The 17,154-nt window shown below is 73.9% G+C and carries 15 protein-coding genes; 10 read left to right on the forward strand and 5 right to left on the reverse strand.

The features are described from left to right. The first annotated feature begins 3 nt into the window (after window positions 1–3). From ACWERV_RS01550 to ACWERV_RS01575, 6 genes are all read left to right on the forward strand, one after another. Window positions 4–981: a heme/hemin ABC transporter substrate-binding protein gene (locus ACWERV_RS01550; protein WP_452927305.1), complete on the forward strand. Its 978-nt coding sequence runs from the start codon at window positions 4–6 to the stop codon at window positions 979–981. After that, window positions 978–2,183, forward strand: coding sequence for a FecCD family ABC transporter permease (locus ACWERV_RS01555; protein WP_452927308.1), 1,206 nt, complete (start codon window positions 978–980; stop codon window positions 2,181–2,183). The genes ACWERV_RS01550 and ACWERV_RS01555 overlap by 4 nt, the downstream gene beginning before the upstream one ends. Continuing rightward, the gene (locus ACWERV_RS01560; RefSeq protein ID WP_452927311.1) at window positions 2,180–3,043 is read left to right on the forward strand and encodes a heme ABC transporter ATP-binding protein; all 864 of its coding nucleotides are present in this window, start codon (window positions 2,180–2,182) and stop codon (window positions 3,041–3,043) included. Before ACWERV_RS01555 ends, ACWERV_RS01560 begins: the two co-directional genes overlap by 4 nt. A gap of 165 nt (window positions 3,044–3,208) precedes the next feature. Beyond that, window positions 3,209–4,042, forward strand: a complete 834-nt coding sequence (ddaH, locus tag ACWERV_RS01565) for a dimethylargininase (RefSeq protein ID WP_452927314.1) — start codon at window positions 3,209–3,211, stop codon at window positions 4,040–4,042. Between the two features lie 84 nt (window positions 4,043–4,126). Further along, window positions 4,127–4,852, forward strand: a complete 726-nt coding sequence (npdG, locus tag ACWERV_RS01570; protein ID WP_452927317.1) for an NADPH-dependent F420 reductase — start codon at window positions 4,127–4,129, stop codon at window positions 4,850–4,852. Window positions 4,853–4,969: 117 nt separating this feature from the next. Further along, a complete protein-coding gene (locus tag ACWERV_RS01575; protein ID WP_452927320.1) occupies window positions 4,970–5,794 on the forward strand; it encodes a tetratricopeptide repeat protein in 825 nt (274 codons plus the stop codon). Between the two features lie 13 nt (window positions 5,795–5,807). Here the strand turns inward: ACWERV_RS01575 and ACWERV_RS01580 are convergent, their stop codons facing one another. Both ACWERV_RS01580 and ACWERV_RS01585 read right to left on the reverse strand, forming a co-directional pair. Next, window positions 5,808–6,362, reverse strand: coding sequence for a MarR family winged helix-turn-helix transcriptional regulator (locus tag ACWERV_RS01580; RefSeq protein ID WP_452927323.1), 555 nt, complete (start codon window positions 6,360–6,362; stop codon window positions 5,808–5,810). After that, on the reverse strand, window positions 6,359–8,053 hold the full coding sequence (locus ACWERV_RS01585; protein WP_452927326.1) for an FUSC family protein: 1,695 nt from the start codon (window positions 8,051–8,053) through the stop codon (window positions 6,359–6,361). Before ACWERV_RS01585 ends, ACWERV_RS01580 begins: the two co-directional genes overlap by 4 nt. 122 nt (window positions 8,054–8,175) lie before the next feature. Here ACWERV_RS01585 and ACWERV_RS01590 point away from each other — a divergent pair, with 122 nt between their 5' ends. The 3 genes from ACWERV_RS01590 to ACWERV_RS01600 all read left to right on the forward strand — a co-directional run bounded on the left by ACWERV_RS01590 (window position 8,176) and on the right by ACWERV_RS01600 (window position 9,805). Beyond that, window positions 8,176–8,370 carry a hypothetical protein gene (locus ACWERV_RS01590; RefSeq protein ID WP_398187810.1) on the forward strand — a complete coding sequence of 65 codons (195 nt, stop codon included), beginning with the start codon at window positions 8,176–8,178 and terminating at the stop codon, window positions 8,368–8,370. A 245-nt stretch (window positions 8,371–8,615) separates the two neighbouring features. Then, window positions 8,616–9,110 carry a hypothetical protein gene (locus tag ACWERV_RS01595; RefSeq protein ID WP_452927329.1) on the forward strand — a complete coding sequence of 165 codons (495 nt, stop codon included), beginning with the start codon at window positions 8,616–8,618 and terminating at the stop codon, window positions 9,108–9,110. A 206-nt stretch (window positions 9,111–9,316) separates the two neighbouring features. Next, window positions 9,317–9,805: a hypothetical protein gene (locus tag ACWERV_RS01600; protein WP_452927331.1), complete on the forward strand. Its 489-nt coding sequence runs from the start codon at window positions 9,317–9,319 to the stop codon at window positions 9,803–9,805. Between the two features lie 550 nt (window positions 9,806–10,355). Here the strand turns inward: ACWERV_RS01600 and ACWERV_RS01605 are convergent. Next, complete coding sequence (locus ACWERV_RS01605) at window positions 10,356–11,141, reverse strand: site-2 protease family protein (protein WP_452927334.1); 786 nt, start codon at window positions 11,139–11,141, stop codon at window positions 10,356–10,358. 537 nt (window positions 11,142–11,678) lie between these two features. Here ACWERV_RS01605 and ACWERV_RS01610 point away from each other — a divergent pair. Further along, the gene (locus ACWERV_RS01610) at window positions 11,679–15,101 is read left to right on the forward strand and encodes an AfsR/SARP family transcriptional regulator (protein WP_452927337.1); all 3,423 of its coding nucleotides are present in this window, start codon (window positions 11,679–11,681) and stop codon (window positions 15,099–15,101) included. A 12-nt stretch (window positions 15,102–15,113) separates the two neighbouring features. Here the strand turns inward: ACWERV_RS01610 and ACWERV_RS01615 are convergent, their stop codons facing one another. Continuing rightward, window positions 15,114–15,950: an ABC transporter permease gene (locus ACWERV_RS01615; RefSeq protein WP_452927340.1), complete on the reverse strand. Its 837-nt coding sequence runs from the start codon at window positions 15,948–15,950 to the stop codon at window positions 15,114–15,116. After that, window positions 15,947–17,011, reverse strand: coding sequence for an ATP-binding cassette domain-containing protein (locus ACWERV_RS01620; RefSeq protein ID WP_452927342.1), 1,065 nt, complete (start codon window positions 17,009–17,011; stop codon window positions 15,947–15,949). The genes ACWERV_RS01615 and ACWERV_RS01620 overlap by 4 nt, the downstream gene beginning before the upstream one ends. Window positions 17,012–17,154 lie beyond the last annotated feature (143 nt).

Here is a 17,154-nt window from a genome sequence, read left to right on the forward strand (position 1 = left end):
GGCATGGCGCTCGCGGCGGTTGCCACCGCCGCCCTGCTCGCCCTCACCGCGTGCGGCGGCGCGAAGGACACCGCGGCCGCCCCCTCCGCCGCGCCCGCCGACACGATCGAGCCCCTGCCCGGCGCCGCGCCCACCCCCGCCCTCCCCGCCACCGTGACCTCGGCGGACGGCCACCGCGTCACCGTCACCTCCGACGACCGGATCGTGCCGCTCACCGGCGGCCTCTCCGAGATCGTCTTCACGCTCGGCCTCGGCTCGCACGTCGTCGCACGCGACATCACCGCGACCTTCCCGCAGGCGGCGAAGCTCCCGCTGGTCACCCGCGCGCACGACGTGTCGGCCGAGGGTGTCCTCTCCCTGCACCCCACCCTCGTCCTCGCCGAGGAGTCCACCGGCCCCGCCGAGGCCGTCGCCCAGATCCGCCAGGCGGGCATCCCCCTGGTGATCCTCCCCGCCGCGACCTCCCTCGCGGACGTCGGCCCGCGGATCACCGCCGTCGCCGCCGCACTCGGTGTCCCCGCCGCGGGCAAGGCCCTGCACGACCGCACCGAGCAGCGCATCACCGCCGTACGCGACTCCCTCCCCGCGGGCACCACCAAGCCGCGGGTCGCCTTCCTCTACCTGCGCGGCACCGCCTCCGTCTACCTGATCGGCGGCCGCGGCTCCGGCGCCGACTCCCTCATCGACGCGGCGGGCGGGGTCGACGCGGGCGTGGCCTCCGGCCTGACCAAGGACTTCACCCCGATCACCAGCGAGGCCCTCGTCAAGGCCGCCCCCGACGTGATCCTCGTGATGACCAAGGGCCTCGCGTCCGTCGGCGGCGTCACCGGCCTGGAGAAGGTCCCCGGCGTCGCCCAGACCCCCGCGGGCCTCGACCACCGCGTGGTCGCCATCGACGACGGCACCCTCCTCAACTTCGGCCCCCGCACGGACGCCGTCCTGCGCGAACTGTCCGCCGGCATCCACAAAAAGACGTCATGACCGCGTCCCCCACCGACGACCGGCCGCCGACACGCCCACCGGCCGCGGGCGCATCCGCTGCTCGGGACGGGGCCGACCCGCGCACACCGCAGGCACGTGCGGACGTCTCCCCGGCGATACCCGCGGGAGGCGCCGCGCGCGCAACCACCCACCAGGGCAAGGCCGCACGCCCCGCCTCCCGGCGCACCGCCCCGCTGACGCTCGCCCTCGTCCTGGCCCTCCTCCTCGTCTGCCTGCTCTCCGCGGGCATCGGCGCCTACCACATCCCCCCCGCTGACGTCCTCGCCTCCGCCGCCCACCGCGCGGGGGCCGGCGGCCACCGGCTCGACCGCGTCGCGGAATCCGTCCTCTGGGACGTCCGCCTGCCGCGCATCGTCCTCGCCCTGCTCGTCGGCGGCTCCCTCGGCTGCGCGGGAGCGCTCATGCAGGGCGTGTTCGGCAACCCGCTCGCCGAACCCGGCGTCATCGGCATCTCGTCGGGCGCCGCGGTCGGCGCGGTCGGCTCCATCGCGCTCGGCCTGACCTTCGCCGGGACATGGACGGTCACGGTGTGCGCGTTCGCCGCCGGACTGCTCACCGTCCTCCTGGTGTACGGACTGTCGCGCTCCGGCGGCCGCACGGAAGTGGTGACGCTCGTCCTGACCGGCATCGCCGTCAACGCCTTCTCCGGCGCGCTCATCGGCCTGTTCGTGTTCTACGCCGACAACTCCCAGCTCACACAGATCACTTTCTGGCAGCTCGGCTCCCTCGCCCAGGCCACCTGGCCCAAGGTGCTGGCCGTACTGCCCTGCGCGGCAGCCGGTTTCGCCGTCGCGCCCTTCTTCGCCCGCCGCCTCGACCTGCTGGCGCTCGGCGAACGCCAGGCGGGCCACCTCGGCGTGGACGTCGAACGCCTGCGGCTCACGCTCGTGCTCGTGGTGGCGCTGCTCACGGCGGCCGCTGTCGCCGTCGCCGGGATCGTGGCCTTCGTCGGGCTCGTCGTGCCGCACCTGCTGCGGATGGTGGCGGGCCCCGGCCACCGCTTCCTCGTGCCGGGCAGCGCGCTGGGCGGTGCGCTCGTGCTGGTCGCCGCGGACCTCGGGGCACGTACCCTCGCGGTGCCCGCCGAACTCCCCCTGGGAGTGCTCACCGCGCTCGTCGGCAGCCCCTTCTTCTTCTGGCTGCTGCGCAGGACCCGCGCCCGGCAGGGAGGTTGGGCATGAGCGCCCTCGACTCGGTGCTGCGCCGTGGCCGTACGCACCTGGCCCGCCGTCGCGCGGGCACCCCGGTACCCCCGCCGCCCCGCCCCGGCGACGTGCTCGCCGCCGCCCGCGCGCTGCGGGTACGGCTCGGGGCCAGGACCGTGCTCGACGGGGTGGACCTCGACGTCACCGCCGGCGAGGTGCTCGCCCTGGTGGGCCCGAACGGCGCGGGCAAGTCCACCCTGCTGGCCGCGCTCGCGGGCGACCTGCCCACGGCGGGCGGCGAGGTGACGATCGACGGCACACCGGTCACCGCGTGGGCCCCGCGCCACCTCGCCCGGCGCCGCGCGGTGCTGCCCCAGTCCGCGCCGCTCGCCTTCCCGTTCACCGCAGGAGACGTCGTACGCATGGGCCGCGCGCCCTGGGCGGGCACACCGCTCGCCGCCGACGACGACACGGCGGTGGCCGAGGCCATGGCGGCGACCGAAGCGGGGGGCTTCGCGGACCGGCCCTACCCCGCGCTCTCCGGCGGCGAACGCGCGCGGGTCGCGCTGGCCCGGGTGCTCGCGCAGCGCGCGCCGCTGCTGCTCCTGGACGAGCCGACCGCCGCGCTCGACCTCCACCACCAGGAGCTGGTGCTGCGTGTGTGCCGTGAGCAGGCCGCCGCCGGGCGGGCGGTCGTCGTCGTCCTCCACGACCTCGGCCTCGCGGCCGCGCACGCCGACCGGGTCGCCGTCCTCGCCGCCGCCCGCATCACGGCCTGCGGCCCGCCTCCCGACGTCCTGACGTCCCCTCTCCTGACCGAGGTCTACGCCCACCCCGTCGAAGTCCTCCCCCACCCCCGCACGTCCGCCCCCCTGATCCTCCCCCTCCGCGACTGACCCCCGCCGAGCAGGCTGCGCGCTGCCGCGCGGCCCCTCCGTCCGCTGAGGCCCGGTGCGAACGACAGGGCTCTTCGCGCAGCGATCTGGCGCACAATCCTGCCAGGGGTACGGGCCCACCGGCCCGGCCCCGTATCAGGGAACTCACACCCCGAGGAGCCCGCATTGCGCACAGCCACGCCCCGTCGCTACCTGATGTGCCCACCCGCGCACTTCCGGGTCGCGTACTCCATCAACCCGTGGATGGACCCCCGCAAGCCCGTCGATCCCGCGCTCGCCACCTTCCAGTGGGAGGACCTGCGCGACCGCTACCGCGGCCTCGGCCACACCGTGGAGACCCTCGAACCGGTGGCGGGTCTGCCGGACATGGTCTTCGCGGCGAACGGCGCGACCGTCGTGGACGGGCGTGTGCTGGGCGCGCGGTTCGCCAACCCCGAGCGCGCGGGCGAGGCGCCCGCGCACCTCGCGTGGTTCCGCGAGCGGGCGGCGGGCTTCGCCGACATACGCGAGCCCGAGCACGTCAACGAGGCCGAGGGCGACTTCGCCGTGACCTCCGGGTGGCTGCTCGCCGGGCAGGGCTTCCGCAGCAGCCCGCTGGCGCACGACGAGGCGCAGGAGTTCTTCGGGCGGCCGGTGATCAGCCTGGAGCTGACCGACCCGCGCTACTACCACCTCGACACCGCGCTCGCCGTCCTCGACGACGGCGCCGACGAGATCATGTACTACCCCGGCGCCTTCTCGCCGGGTTCGCGGGCCGTCCTCGCCCGGCTCTTCCCGGACGCCCTGCTCGCGACCGCGGAGGACGCGGCCGTGCTCGGCCTCAACGCGGTGAGCGACGGCCGCAACGTCCTCCTGCCGCGCGAGGCGGCCGGGCTCGCCGCGGCACTGCGCCACCGCGGGTACGAGCCGGTGGGCGTCGACATGAGCGAGCTGCACAAGGCGGGCGGCAGCGTGAAGTGCTGCACGATGGAGCTGCGCCCGGCCCCCGCGCGGGCCTGACCCGGCGCCGGGAAGCCGCCGTTCGGGCGGCGCCGTGGCCCCCGGAACCCCCCGCGCCGGGGGCCACCTGGCAGGATCGCCGTCATGACTAACGCTGACGACAGCAACACCGCCGCCCCTGCCAAGCCCAAGGCTCCCGCGAAGGACCCCTGGGCGCTGCCCGACGTCTCGGGCCTGGTCGTCGGGGTGCTCGGCGGCACCGGTGACCAGGGCCGCGGCCTCGCGTACCGGCTCGGCAGGGCGGGCCAGCGGGTGATCATCGGCTCGCGCAGCGCGGACCGCGCGCGGGTCGCCGCCGACGAACTCGGCCACGGCGTCGAGGGCGCGGAGAACGCGGAGTGCGCGCGGCGCAGCGACATCGTGATCGTGGCGGTGCCGTGGGAGGGCCACGCCAAGACCCTGGAGGAGCTGCGCGCCGACCTCGCGGGCAAGCTCGTGATCGACTGCGTCAATCCGCTCGGCTTCGACAAGCAGGGCGCCTACGCGCTCGTCCCGGAGGAGGGCAGCGCGGCCCAGCAGGCCGCGGCCCTGCTGCCGGACTCCCGCGTCACCGCGGCCTTCCACCACCTGTCCGCGGTGCTGCTGCAGAACCCCGAGGTCGAGGCGATCGACACCGACGTCATGGTCCTCGGCGACTCCCGCGCGGACACCGACACCGTCCAGGCCCTCGCGGCCCGCATCCCGGGCATGCGCGGCGTCTTCGCGGGACGGCTGCGCAACGCCCACCAGGTCGAGTCCCTGGTGGCCAACCTCATCTCCACCAACCGCCGCTACAAGGCCCACGCGGGTCTGCGCCTGACGGACGTCTGAGCCGAGTCGCGTGGGGGTACCTCCCGGGCGGAGCCCGGTCCGGGAGGTGCCGCACGCGCCCCGGTGGCGCGGGCGCGTTCTCGAACAGGCGTGCCCCGTACGCCATATGCTCCGGGTATGACGATATTCCGCCCCAAGTCCCGTGGCGCCGCCGGGCAGGGAGTGCTCGCCATGCCCGAACTGGCCCGCGCCGCCGCCTTCTACCAGGCCGGGCGTTACGCGGAGGCGGAGGCCGAGGCCCGTACCGTCGCCGCGGCCCGGAACTGGCCGCCGGAGGACGCGCCGATGGCCCTCGGCCTCGCCGCCCTCGCGGTGAACGCGCAGGGCCGCCACGCGGACGCCCTGGCCGCCTACGACGACCTGGTGCCCCGGTTCCGCAAGATCTTCGGGGCCAGGCACGCGCAGACCCTGATCCTGCGCTCGAACCGCGCACAGGTCCTGACCGCGCTCTCCCGGCACGCCGAGGCCGAGGCGGAGTGCGCCGACATCGCCCGTGCGGCGGCCCGCGGCAAGGGGCCGGAGATGCCGAACATCACGGTGGCGGCGCGCAACGGACAGGTCTACGCCCTCAACAGCCAGGGCCGGCACGCGGAGGCCGAGGCCGTCGTCCGTGCCGCGCTCGCCGTGCCCGGTGTGCCCGCCCAGTTCACGCTGTCCCTCACGCTCGGTCTGGCCCGCAGCCTCAACGGGCAGGGCCGGCACGCCGAGGGGCTGGTGGAGGCCGAGCGCGCGGCCGCGCAGTACGCCGACCAGGCCGCCCAGCGGTCCGTCGCCGGCGCCGTCGAACTGGCCACGGCCAACGCCCTGCTGGGCCTCGACCGCGCCACCGAGGCCCGCGCGCAGGCCTCGGCCGGTCATGAGGCGTGCCTCGCCGCCTTCGGACCGGACCACTACCGCACCGTCGAGGCACGGGAGTTGCTCGCCCGTATCGACGAGGCCTGACCCGCCGCCGGGGCTACGGCCTGCCGAGCCGCCCCTCCAGCTGGACGAGCAGATCGCTCAGCCGCGCCGCCAGCTCGTCCCGGGCCGCGCCGGGGACACCCGCGAGCACCGCGGCCTCGTAGGAGAGCTGGTCGGGCAGCAGTCCGTCGACGAGGTCTCGTCCGGCGTCGGTCAGGCGGACCAGGGCGACCCGGCGGTCGCGGGTGTCGGGGCGGCGGTCGACGAGGCCGCGCTCGGTGAGGGACTTCAGCCGCTTGGTCACGGCCGCGCCGGACGAGAAGGTCTCGCGGGCCAGCTCGCCCGGTGTGAGCTCGTGCCCGGTGCGGCGCAGCGTGCCGAGGACGTCGAACTCCGGGCGGGTCAGCCCGGCGCGCCGCAGCGGCGCGTCCTCCGCCTGCTGGAGCAGCGCGGCGCAGCGGTTGATGCGCCCGATGATCTCCATGGGCGCGGTGTCGATGTCGGGCCGTACCGCGTACCACTGCCGGACGACACCGGCCACCGTGTCGTCCGCGACGCCGCGCGCCGTCCCGTCCGCCGTCCCGTCCGCCGTCCCGTCCGCCGCCGTCATACGTGTACGCCCTCCGCAGGTGGCGGCGCCTGCCGCCGTATCGCCACCGCGAGGGTACGGTGCCCGGCCTGCTCGGCGTGCAGCACCCGCTCCCGCGGGAGGTCCCGCTGCCACCACTCGCCGGCCGCGGTGTCGGCGGCGGTCCGCAGGGCGACGAGCGCGCCGGTGAGGTCGCGGTGCGCGGCGGTGAGGGCGTGCGGGTCGGGTTCGGGCGCGGCGAGCAGCCCGGCGGAGTGCTCGCGGGCGCGGTGGACGGCGGCGAGCGCGTGCTCGATACGGTCGCCGGCCCGCCGGTTGGTGACGGCGACGGCCGCGGCGAAGCCGACGAGCGCCCCGACGACGGTGTCCAGCGCGCGGTCGGCCATGAGCGTCCCGGGCTCCTGGTAGCGGGCGAAGTCGGTGACGAGCAGCGCCATGGGTGTGACGCACACGCTGCCGAGCCAGTAGTTGCGGGTGATGAGCGCCTCGGCGCCGAAGTTGAGGGCGACGCAGCACAGCACGAGCGACAGCCGGCTGACGTGGCTGAGCGGTGCCAGGGCGGCGAAGAAGAGGACGCCGAGGAGATTGCCGACGACGCGCTGGACCCCGCGGTTCCAGGTGAGCGTGACGTTCGCCTGGTAGAGCGAGGCGGCGGTGACGAGCGCCCAGTACGGCCGCCCCACACCGAGCGCGAGCGACGCGTACCCGGCGAGCGCGCACCCGAGCGCCGTCCGCACGGCGAGCGGCGCGACAGCCGCGAGCCGCTCCCGTACGAGCGCGGCGAACGGCTGCCCCGACCGGGGCCCGGCGGCGGCGGTGGCCGCTGCCCGCTTCCGCCGTACGCCGTGCGCGGTCCACGTCTCCCGCCCCGCGGACCCCGCGCCCTCCGGCGCCGGGAAGGCCCCGTTGCCGCGCAGCTGCGCCGCCCAGGCCCGCAGCCGGGCCGGGTCCGCGTCGGCGGGGGCGGCCAGGGCGACCTCGGCGCGGGTCAGCAGCCGGGCGAGGGGAGCGGCGGCCGTGGAGCGGGGCCCGGAGGCGCCCAGCGTCTGCCAGGCCGCGTGCAGGGCGGCGGCCGCGGCACCGCGGGCGGCCCCGTCGCCGGACTGCGCGTACCCGGCGGTGGCGCGCAGCGCGTGCGCGGTGGCCCGGCGCTCCGGCCCGTACGGCCGGACCAGCCCCGGCGCCATGCCGACGACCCACGACCACAGGCCCGCGAGCGCCGCGAGGCCCACATGCCCGGGGACCTGCCACAGCTCCTGCGGGGCGAAGAGCGTCGCCGAACTGATGAAGGTGAAGATCACGTTGGCCGGCGGCCCGACCCGTGTCGCGTCGCACACCGCCTTCTGGCCCGCGGCCAGCAGCGCCCCGACCGTCACCAGCACCACCGCGCTGCTGGTCAGCGACGCCGTCACGAGCGCGGCCGCGAAACCCGCGAGCATGCCGAGCACGACCCAGCCCAGCACGCGGGCGCGGGCGGCGTACGGCCGGTTGTGCGCGTACAGGGCGCACAGCGACCCGGCCATCGTGTAAAGGGCCAGGTCGAGCCGCCCGAGCGCGAGCAGCAGCAGGTTGGGCGGGGCCACGGACACGACGACGCTCAGCGCGGGCTTGAACCATGTCTCCGACGGCACGCCGAGCCGCATCAGACCGGACAGGGAGAGGCGGGGGAGACGGGGGAGGCTGCGGGTGAGGGGAGCGGGCGTGCGGGGCATACGAACAAGCTTAACAGGTGTTTTACTCGTAAAGGATATGACCGGGGATGGCCCGCCGCCCGTGGTGGGGGAGAATGGGCGGAACGCCGCCCCGCGCTGCTCAGGACAGGAGCCGTACGCCCATGCCCCGCCTCGCCCTCTACGCCCTCGTGGTGTGCGTGCTCGCCGTAGCCGCCGCCGTCGTGTCCTTCGTGAAGGGCAACTGGATCGGCATCGTGTGGGTGCTCGTCGCAGGCGTCTCCAGCAACATGTGGTGGTACTACCACCGCAAGGCGCGCCTCACCGCGGCCGGCGCCCCGGGCGCCGACCAGGGGTGAACCGGCCCCGCCGGGCTCAGTGCCGCCAGCACTGATGAGCCCTCCCGGCGGGCTGGGCTTCCGGTGTTCCGCACTCCGCTGACCTGCGTGGCGGTGGTCGGCGTTGGGCGCTGTTGGTCAGTGTTGGCCAGCCTCGTACGGCCCACGGGCGGCCCCGAAGCCGGGTGCTGAGGCCGGGTGCTGAGGCCGCCGCCGGAACCGGCGGTGGCCCCGCAAGCCTCCTTCCTTGTGGGAGGGAGCCCGGCATGGATGCCAGCACCGTCACGGCCGTCGCCGCCACGGCCATAGCGAGCGCGTCGTTCGTGGTCTCGATCGGCGAGGCCCGCACCACGCGGCGCCACAACCGGCACTCGGTGGCACCCGCCCTCGAACTCTGGACACAGCGTCGCCAGGGCGGCACGACTGGTCTGCGGCTGTGCAACTACGGCCTCGGGCCCGCCGTCGTCACCGGGACCGCCGTGGCGCTCGACGGCGTCGAACTGGGGGGCTGGACCCGCTCGGTCGTCGACGGCCTCCGTGGCGGCCTCGCCGAATGGCCGCACGCCCTCGCCATCAACCCGGGGCACCACGTGATCCCGGCAGGTGCGGAGCGCTTCCTGATGTACGTCACCGCATACGACCCCGCCCGCCATCGCGATCTGTGGCAGCTCCTCACCACGCGGCTGACCCTGCGGGTGACATACGACTCGCTCTACGGCGGCGAGGGCTTCGAAGTCCACCACCCGCTCCCGACCGCCTGAGGCTTCGGCTCGCCCCGGCCGCGTACCCCTACCGGCGGACCGGCATCGAGCACCCTCTCTGGCCGGGTACTCGAAGCGACTTCTACCGGCGGGGGCCGGGGCGACCACCCGGTCAGGTTCGGCGGGGCGGCTGCACGTCGGTCCACCGAGCGAGTCAGGAGGCTACGGATGGGGAAAGAATCATTGCGAGGCCGAGTGGGGGACGCATGAGCGCTGAGCTTTTGGTGGCAGGAGGCGCCACCGTTATCGCGTTGGGTTCGTTATGGGTGTCGGTCGTACAGTCCCGAAGTACCATCCGGCACAACCGTCAGTCGGTACGCCCGCTGATCCAAGTTCGCCAAGTACGCCTCAAGCCCGACCGTCGGGCGGGTCTGCTGGCGGTCAACGCAGGACTCGGACCCGCACTTGTCACCAGCACCGAGGTCTATTTCGACGGCACACACCTGGGACAGTGGAATCTGTCAGCCTTTCACCACGTCTTCGCAGGCGCACCGCGAGAACCAGTGATCTCAGCTCTCTTCACCGGCTCCGCCCTTCTGCCTCACACCAAGACTTACCTTCTGCTCCTTGAACCCTTCGACGACACCTCCGACGCCTGGTTCTGGGAAATCGTCGCCAACCGCCTGCGTGTCGAAATCCACTACGAGTCCCTTTACGGCGGAGAAAACTTCCACGCCGTCCCACCACCCCTGTGATGGCGACAGCAGGGGCTGCTTTTCAAGATATCGCGGCTCATCCGGCTCAACTGATCCGCAATGAGCCGGATGAGCCGCGATATTTCGGGAACCACAGCTCTCAAGGACAACTCACCACCTGCGCGGTGTGCGGCCAGCCCCTCGCAGCGCTGAGAACCGGCCAGACCACCCACCCCTCCTGCACCTGACCGGCCGGGACACCTGGACACCGTCCGGACCGGGCAGCCACCCCGCCGTCCGCACGACCACCCCACCGCGCCCAGCCAGGAGCCCACCCGTGCCCAGCACCCCGCCGAAGGGCGGCAAGGTGCGGGACGTGCCCCTGCCGGAGTGCTGCCCGCGCCGAAGCCCGGCGGGCCCGTCAAGGCGTCCCGGGAGGACGGCACGCATGCCCTGAGGCACTTCTACGCCTCGGTGCTGCCGGACGCGGGCGAGAACATCGAGGCCCTGAGCACGTACCTCGGTCACAGCGATGCGGGCTTCACGCTCCGGACCTATTGCGGCGTTCCGAGCCGCCCGCGAGACGCCTGACGGCCCACAGACGGCCCCGTCAGTGCTTCCAGAACTGGAAGTAGTAGTAGCCGTTCGCGGCCAGCCACGGCGGCACGTGGAACCACTGCAGGACGTGGTAGACGCCGTCGAAGAACTTCTCGTTGACCGCCGGGATGTACAGCACACCGAACGTCGCGAGCAGCCCGAACGGCGCGAACGCCTCCGCCTGGCGGCGGATGTTGTACGACAGCCACGGCTCCCAGATGCCGTAGCCGTCCAGCCCCGGCACCGGCAGCAGATTCAGGAAAGCCGCGCTGACCTGGAGGAACGCCAGGAAGGCGAGCGCCGTGCAGAAGATCAGCGGCCAGCCGTCGGCCAGCCCCGTGGTGAACGGCAGCATCAGCAGCACCGCGAACAGCACGTTCGCGAGCGGGCCCGCCGCCGAGATCGCGGTGTGCTTCCAACGGCCCCGGATACGGTTGCGCTCGATGAACACCGCGCCGCCCGGCAGACCGATACCGCCCAGGATCACGAAGATCACCGGCAGTACGATCGACAGCCCGGCGTTGACGTACTTCAGCGGATTGAGGGTGAGATAGCCCTTCGACCCGATGCTGATGTCACCGCTGTGCAGGGCGGTACGGGCGTGCGCGTACTCGTGCAGGCACAGGGAGACGACCCAGCCGGACACGACGAAGAGGAAGACGGCGAAGCCGGGGTCGGAGGCGAAGTCCGTCCACAGGGCCCAGCCGGAGACGCCCATGACGGCGGCGATCCCCAGGAACACCGGGCTCACCCACCGGTCCCCGCTCCCGCGGGCCTGACGAATGGGCGTGACGCTCATGAACGGGCCTTTCCCCTTCCCGGGGCTCCGGCCGCCCCGGCGTGTCGTGCATTCTCCCATGCGGGGGGCTGTGAAGAATCCGTGAGCTCGGCCCCCACCGGGGCGCGGGTCGTCACCGGCCCGAAGGGACGGTTCGGTTTCGTGCCGGACCACCGGCCGGTGGTGGGTTGCTCGCTCCGTTCTCCCCCAAAGCTTCGCCTGGGGGTACCCCCACGCGCCCCTGCGGGGCGCTGCTTCTGCTCGGCGGGGCACCCGTTTTTTAGGGGCGCGGGGAACTGCGCGCTCAGCCACGACGGTGGCGCGGGTCGTCACCGGCCCGATGGGGCAGTTCGGTCCGTCCCGGACCACCGGCCGGTGGGGGCTGCTCGCTCCGTTCTCCCCCAGAGCTTCGCCTGGGGGGTACCCCCATGCGCCCCTGAAAAACGGGTGCCCGGCGGGGCATCCGCGCCCCGGAGAACGGGTACCCCGCAGAGCATCCGCGTCCCTGAGAACGCTCGCCCGGCGAGGCATCCGCAGGGCATCCGTAAGAATGGGGGAGTGCGATACGGGATCCTCGGGGGCGCCGAGGTGTGGGGGGACGGCGGTGGGGCGAGGGGATCGCTCGCCGGCGGGCGGCTGCGCGCGCTGCTGACCGCGCTGGCGCTGCGGCCCGGCCGCGTCGTCGCGGCGGACGCGCTGATCGAGGACGTGTGGGACGGCGAGCCGCCCGCCGGGGCGACCGGCGCACTGCAGGCGCTGGTCGGACGGCTGCGCCGGGCGATCGGGCACGACGCGGTCGACTCCGTCGAGGGCGGCTACCGCCTCGTCGCGGAGAAGGACGACATCGACCTCTTCCGTTTCGAGCGCCTCGCAGAGGAGGGGTCCCGCGCGCTCGCCGACGGCGACCCCGTCAAGGCCGCGGGTCTGCTCGCGGACGCGCTCGCGCTGTGGCGCGGCCCCGCCCTCGCGGATCTTCCGGACCGGGGCAGCGCGGCGGTGCGGGCCGAGGCGCTGCGGCTGGACGCCCGGCGGCTGCGGCTGGCGGCGGAGGTGCAGCTGGGCCGGGCGGCGGGTGTGCTGCCGGAGCTCGCGGGGCTGGCCGCCGACCACCCGCTGGACGAGCCGTTGCACGCCCTGCACATCCGTGCCCTGCGTGCGGCGGGCCGTACGGCGGACGCGCTCGCGGCGTACGAGAGTGTGCGGCGCGCCCTCGCGGATCAGCTCGGCACCGACCCGAGCCCCGAACTGCGGGCACTGCACGCGGAGTTGCTGAACCCCGCGGCCGAGCCGGCGCCACCGCCGCGGCCCGTGGCGCAGAAGCGGCGGCCCGCCCGGCAGGGCAACTCCCGCGCCCGACTCACGAGCTTCGTCGGCCGGGAGGCCGAACTCGGCGCGGTGGCCGACGACTTGACCCGCGCCCGGCTGGTGACGCTCACCGGTCCTGGCGGCACGGGCAAGACCCGGCTGTCGCAGGAGACCGGCGATCTCGTCGCCGACCGCTGGCGGGACGGCGTCTGGTACGCCGAACTCGCCCCGGTCAGCGACCCGCGCGGCCTCCCCGAGGCCGTCATCAGCTCGCTCGGCCTGCGCGACACTCAGTTGCACGGTCTGACCAGCGAGGCGATAGCCGCGGTCGAGAACAAGAGCAAGGACCCGGTGCGCCGCCTCACCGATCTGCTCGCGGGCCGCGAGCTGCTCCTCGTGCTCGACAACTGCGAGCATGTCATCGACGCCGCCGCGACCCTCGCCGAGCGGCTGCTCGCCGACTGCCCGGGTCTCGTCGTCCTCGCGACGAGCCGCGAACCCCTGGGCGTACCGGGGGAGTTGGTGCGGCCGCTGGATCCGCTGCCGGATCCGACCGCGCTGCGGCTGCTCGCCGACCGCGGGGCGGCGGCCCGCCCCGGCTTCTCCGTGGACGACGACCCGCTCGCGTGCGCGGAGCTGTGCCGCAGGCTGGACGGGCTGCCGCTGGCGATCGAGCTGGCCGCGGCCCGGCTGCGCAGCATGTCGCCGCGCGGCCTGGCCGACCGCCTGGACGACCGCTTCCGGCTGCTGACCGGCGGCAGCCGTACGCTGCTGCCGCGCCAGCAGACGCTGCGCGCGGTCGTCGACTGGTCCTGGGATCTGCTCGACCCGGCCGAGCGCACCCTGCTGCGCCGCCTCGCCGTCTTCCGCGGCGGCTGGACGCTGGAGGCGATCGAGGCGATCTGCGCCGACCCGGTACCGGGCGGCGGCGCCCGCACCCCCACCGCCCCGGCGCCCGGCGGGTCCGGCGACCGGATCGACGCCGCCGACGCGGCCCCGCTGCTCGCCTCGCTCGTCGACAAGTCCCTGGTCCTCGCGGAGTTCACGGGTGACGGCGAGCGCTACCGGATGCTGGAGACGATCGCCGAGTACGCCGCCGAGCGGCTGGACGAGTCGGGTGAGCGGGACGCGGTCGCGGGACGGCACCTCGTCCACTTCCGGGAACTGGCCCGCAGGGCGCACCCCAAGATGCGCGGGGCCGGTCAACTGGCCTGGTTCGAGCGGCTGGAGCGCGAGCACGAGAATCTGCGGGCGGCGCTGCGCCGTGCCGTCGACACCGGTGACGAGGACGAGGCGCTGATCCTCGTGCTGGCCTGCTCGTGGTTCTGGGAGGTGCGCAACTACCTCTCCGAGCGCCGCTACTGGCCCGGTCTGGTGGCCGCGATGGGCGAGGACCCGTTCGACACGCCGCCGTACCTGGAACCCGTCGAGCGCGGGCCGCTCGACGACCCGCCGCCGCTCGGCGAGCAGCAGCTCATCGAGGCGCGGCGCTGGGTGCGGGTGGTGCAGATGGCCGCCTCGGAGGGCGACACGGAGTGGTGGACGATGCCGGAGGTCGCCCGGCTCGGTGAGCGGATGATCGCGAGCTACCCGCCGCACCTGCCGCAGTCGGCCCGCTTTCCGGGCCTGATGCGCCCGTACGCGGCCTTCTTCACCGGCGACTTCGAGAAGCTGCGCAGCCTGGTGGACGAGACGGTGGAGTCCTGCCGCATCCACCACCGGGAATGGGAGCTGGCCTTCTCCCTCCAGATGCGGGCCAAGGTCAACAACGACGTGAGCGAGTACGTCGAGGCGTCGATCCGCGACATCGCCGAGAGCCGGAAGATCTTCGAGCGGTTCGGCGACGAGTGGGGCATGGCCGAGACGCTGTCGGCCGAGGCGGAGGCGGCCGGCAACGCGGGGGACTGGGCGCACGCCGCCGAGAGCTGCCGCAAGGGCATCGCACTGGCCCGCAAGATCGGCTCCCAGCAGCATGTCCCGGTCCTCACCGTCCGGTTGGGCGACGCCCTGGTCAACCTCGGCGAGATCGACGAGGGCATGAGGACGCTGCGCCGGGGCGTCGAGGAGGCCTCGGAGTACGGCGCCGACCACGACGGCGCCCGCTTCTACGGCCGGGTGCTGCTCGCGGGCGCGCTCACGCACGTCGGGAGGACCGCCGAGGCGCTGGAACTCATCGAGGAGACGCACCACGACAGCCGGCACACCAGCGGCCAGCCCGGCTTCGTCGTCGGCATGCTCGTGAGCATGAAGGGCTATCTGGTCGGCCTGCTCGGCGACCCGCTCGGCGGCCTGGGCATGATCCGCGACGGTCTCGCGGTGCTCGCCGCGCATCCGATCGCCCATGTCATCACCCCGCGGATCGGCATGATCCTCGCCCCCGGCGCCGCCGAACTCCTGTCGGTGCTGGCCGAGTCGGCGTCCCCGGCCGCCCCCGTGCCGCCCGGCGGGCGCGCCGACCGCCGGGCCCGGCGCGCCGCGGCCCTGCTCAACGCCCACCGCCGGCTGCGCCCCAACGCGCTGCCGCCCGCCGAGGCCCAGCGGGTGGCCGCCACCACCGAGCGGCTGCACGTGCTGCTCGGCGCGGAGCGGTACGCGGCCGCGCACGCCGAGGGCGACGGCCTCACGGTGGAGGAGGCCGTCGCCCTCATGCGCGACGTGGCGGAGCCGGCCGGCTGAACCGGCGCGCACTCAGGTCTTCTTGCGGAAGCGGGCGACCGCGAGGGGCGCCGTGACCAGGGTGATGCCCGCGGTCCAGGCGAGCGTGATCCACACCGAGTGGGCGACGGCCCCGCCGTTGATCAGGCTGCGGGAGGCGTCGGCGAGCGTGGACAGCGGGTTGACCTTGGTGAAGCCTTCCAGCCAGCCGGGCATCGTGGTCGGCTTGGCGAAGATCGAGCTGCCGAACTGCAGCGGCATCAGCACGAGCATGGCGACCCCCTGGACTGCCTGCGGCGTCTTCATGGTCAGGCCCAGCAGGATGAAGATCCACATCAGCGACGCCCCGAACACCGCGGACAGCGCGATCGCGGCCAGCAGGTGCAGCACGTCCGTGCCGATGGTCATCCCCAGCGCGAAGCCCATGCCGAGGAGGATGAGGGTCGCGATCATCATGCGGCCCAGCTCGACGACGATCTTGGCGATCAGGACCGAGGACCGCGCGATCGGCATCGTGCGGAAGCGGTCCATGACCCCCTTCTTGAAGTCGTCGTTGATACCGGTGCCGACGGCCTGCGCGATGTTCATGCCCATCATCGCCATCAGGCCGGGCACCACGTAGTTGACGTACTCGTGCTGGTGGCCCTTGCCGGAGACCGCGCCGCCGAAGACGTACACGAACAGCAGCGTGAAGATGATCGGCATCAGGACGGCGTCGAACATCGACTCCGGGTCCTGCTTGATCTGGAGCAGGTTGCGGCGCGAGAGGGCGCCGATGTGCCGCAGGTTGGCCCGCAGGCCTATCCGTCCCTCGGCGGGCGCCGCGGCGGTCGTGGCCGGCCGGTCGAGGGTGGCCGTGGCCGTGGTCATACCGTCACCTTCTTCTTCTCCCCGTGGTCCGCCGTGCGGGCGGTGGTCGCGCCGGCGGCAGCCGGTGCGGAGTCGTCGTCGTGCGTGCCGTCGTCGGCCTTCTTGCCGGTGATGGCGAGGAAGACCTCGTCCAGGCTGGGCAGGTGCGTGCCGATGTGCGCGATGCCGAAGCCCCGCTCGGCCAGCAGGCCGACGACGGCCGTGAGCTGCTCGTCGGTGAGGATCGGCACCGACACCTCGCCGTCGGCAGGGGCGGTCTGCACCTCGCCGAGCCCGGCCAGGCCCGCGTCGCGGACGGCCGCGGCCATCGCGTGCAGCTGCACCGGGTCGGACGGGCGGATCACCAGCGTGCGGCCGCCGACCTTCGCCTTCAGCTCCGCCACCCGGCCGTTGGCGATCACCCGGCCGCGGTCGATGACCGTCAGCTCGTTCGCGAGCTGCTCGGCCTCCTCCATGTACTGCGTGGTCAGCAGCACCGTCGCGCCCTCGGCGACCATGCGCTGGACCTCTTCCCACACCTCGTTGCGGGTGCGCGGGTCGAGACCGGTCGTCGGCTCGTCCAGGTAGAGCACCTGCGGGCGGCCTATCATGCTCGCCGCCAGGTCGAGGCGGCGGCGCATACCGCCGGAGTAGTGCATCGCGGGGCGCTTGGCGGCCTCGGTCAGCGAGAAGCGCTCCAGCAGCTCGTCGGCCCGCGCCTTGGCGTCCCGGCTCGACAGGTCGAGCAGCCGCCCGATCATGTAGAGGTTCTCCCGGCCGGACAGCTTCTCGTCCACCGAGGCGTACTGGCCGGTGAGGCCGATCACCCGGCGCAGCTGCCGGGGCTGCCGCAGCACGTCGTAGCCGGCCACCGTGGCCGTGCCCGCGTCCTGCCGGATCAGCGTGGACAGCACCCGCACCAGGGTGGTCTTGCCGGCCCCGTTCGGCCCGAGGACCCCGAGGACGGTGCCCTGCTTCACGTCAAGGTCAACGCCGTCGAGTGCCTTGGTCTGGCCGAAGTGTTTGACCAGCCCCCGCACCTCGACGGCGGACTCGTTGTTCCTGTTCGGTCGCGTCGTCATGTCCACCACTGTGCCGGGCGCCCCCGACACGGCACCGACACGGCACCGACACGCCCTGTCGGTGCCGCCGACACGCCCCGGCACGCGGTGTCGGTACGCCGTCGGTGCACTTTCGGTACGCCGCTGACCTGCGGAAACGCTCG

This window comes from Streptomyces sp. NPDC004031 (assembly GCF_053604375.1).

Coding starts and splice junctions, on each gene's coding strand:
- ACWERV_RS01560 (WP_452927311.1), top strand. CDS start 2,180: ATGAGCGCCCTCGACTCGGTGCTGCGCCGTGGCCGTACGCACCTGGCC.
- ACWERV_RS01595 (WP_452927329.1), top strand. CDS start 8,616: ATGGATGCCAGCACCGTCACGGCCGTCGCCGCCACGGCCATAGCGAGC.
- ACWERV_RS01555 (WP_452927308.1), top strand. CDS start 978: ATGACCGCGTCCCCCACCGACGACCGGCCGCCGACACGCCCACCGGCC.
- ACWERV_RS01605 (WP_452927334.1), bottom strand. CDS start 11,141: ATGAGCGTCACGCCCATTCGTCAGGCCCGCGGGAGCGGGGACCGGTGG.
- ACWERV_RS01590 (WP_398187810.1), top strand. CDS start 8,176: ATGCCCCGCCTCGCCCTCTACGCCCTCGTGGTGTGCGTGCTCGCCGTA.
- ACWERV_RS01585 (WP_452927326.1), bottom strand. CDS start 8,053: ATGCCCCGCACGCCCGCTCCCCTCACCCGCAGCCTCCCCCGTCTCCCC.
- ACWERV_RS01600 (WP_452927331.1), top strand. CDS start 9,317: ATGAGCGCTGAGCTTTTGGTGGCAGGAGGCGCCACCGTTATCGCGTTG.
- ACWERV_RS01575 (WP_452927320.1), top strand. CDS start 4,970: ATGACGATATTCCGCCCCAAGTCCCGTGGCGCCGCCGGGCAGGGAGTG.
- ACWERV_RS01620 (WP_452927342.1), bottom strand. CDS start 17,011: ATGACGACGCGACCGAACAGGAACAACGAGTCCGCCGTCGAGGTGCGG.
- ACWERV_RS01580 (WP_452927323.1), bottom strand. CDS start 6,362: ATGACGGCGGCGGACGGGACGGCGGACGGGACGGCGGACGGGACGGCG.
- npdG (WP_452927317.1), top strand. CDS start 4,127: ATGACTAACGCTGACGACAGCAACACCGCCGCCCCTGCCAAGCCCAAG.
- ACWERV_RS01550 (WP_452927305.1), top strand. CDS start 4: ATGGCGCTCGCGGCGGTTGCCACCGCCGCCCTGCTCGCCCTCACCGCG.
- ACWERV_RS01615 (WP_452927340.1), bottom strand. CDS start 15,950: ATGACCACGGCCACGGCCACCCTCGACCGGCCGGCCACGACCGCCGCG.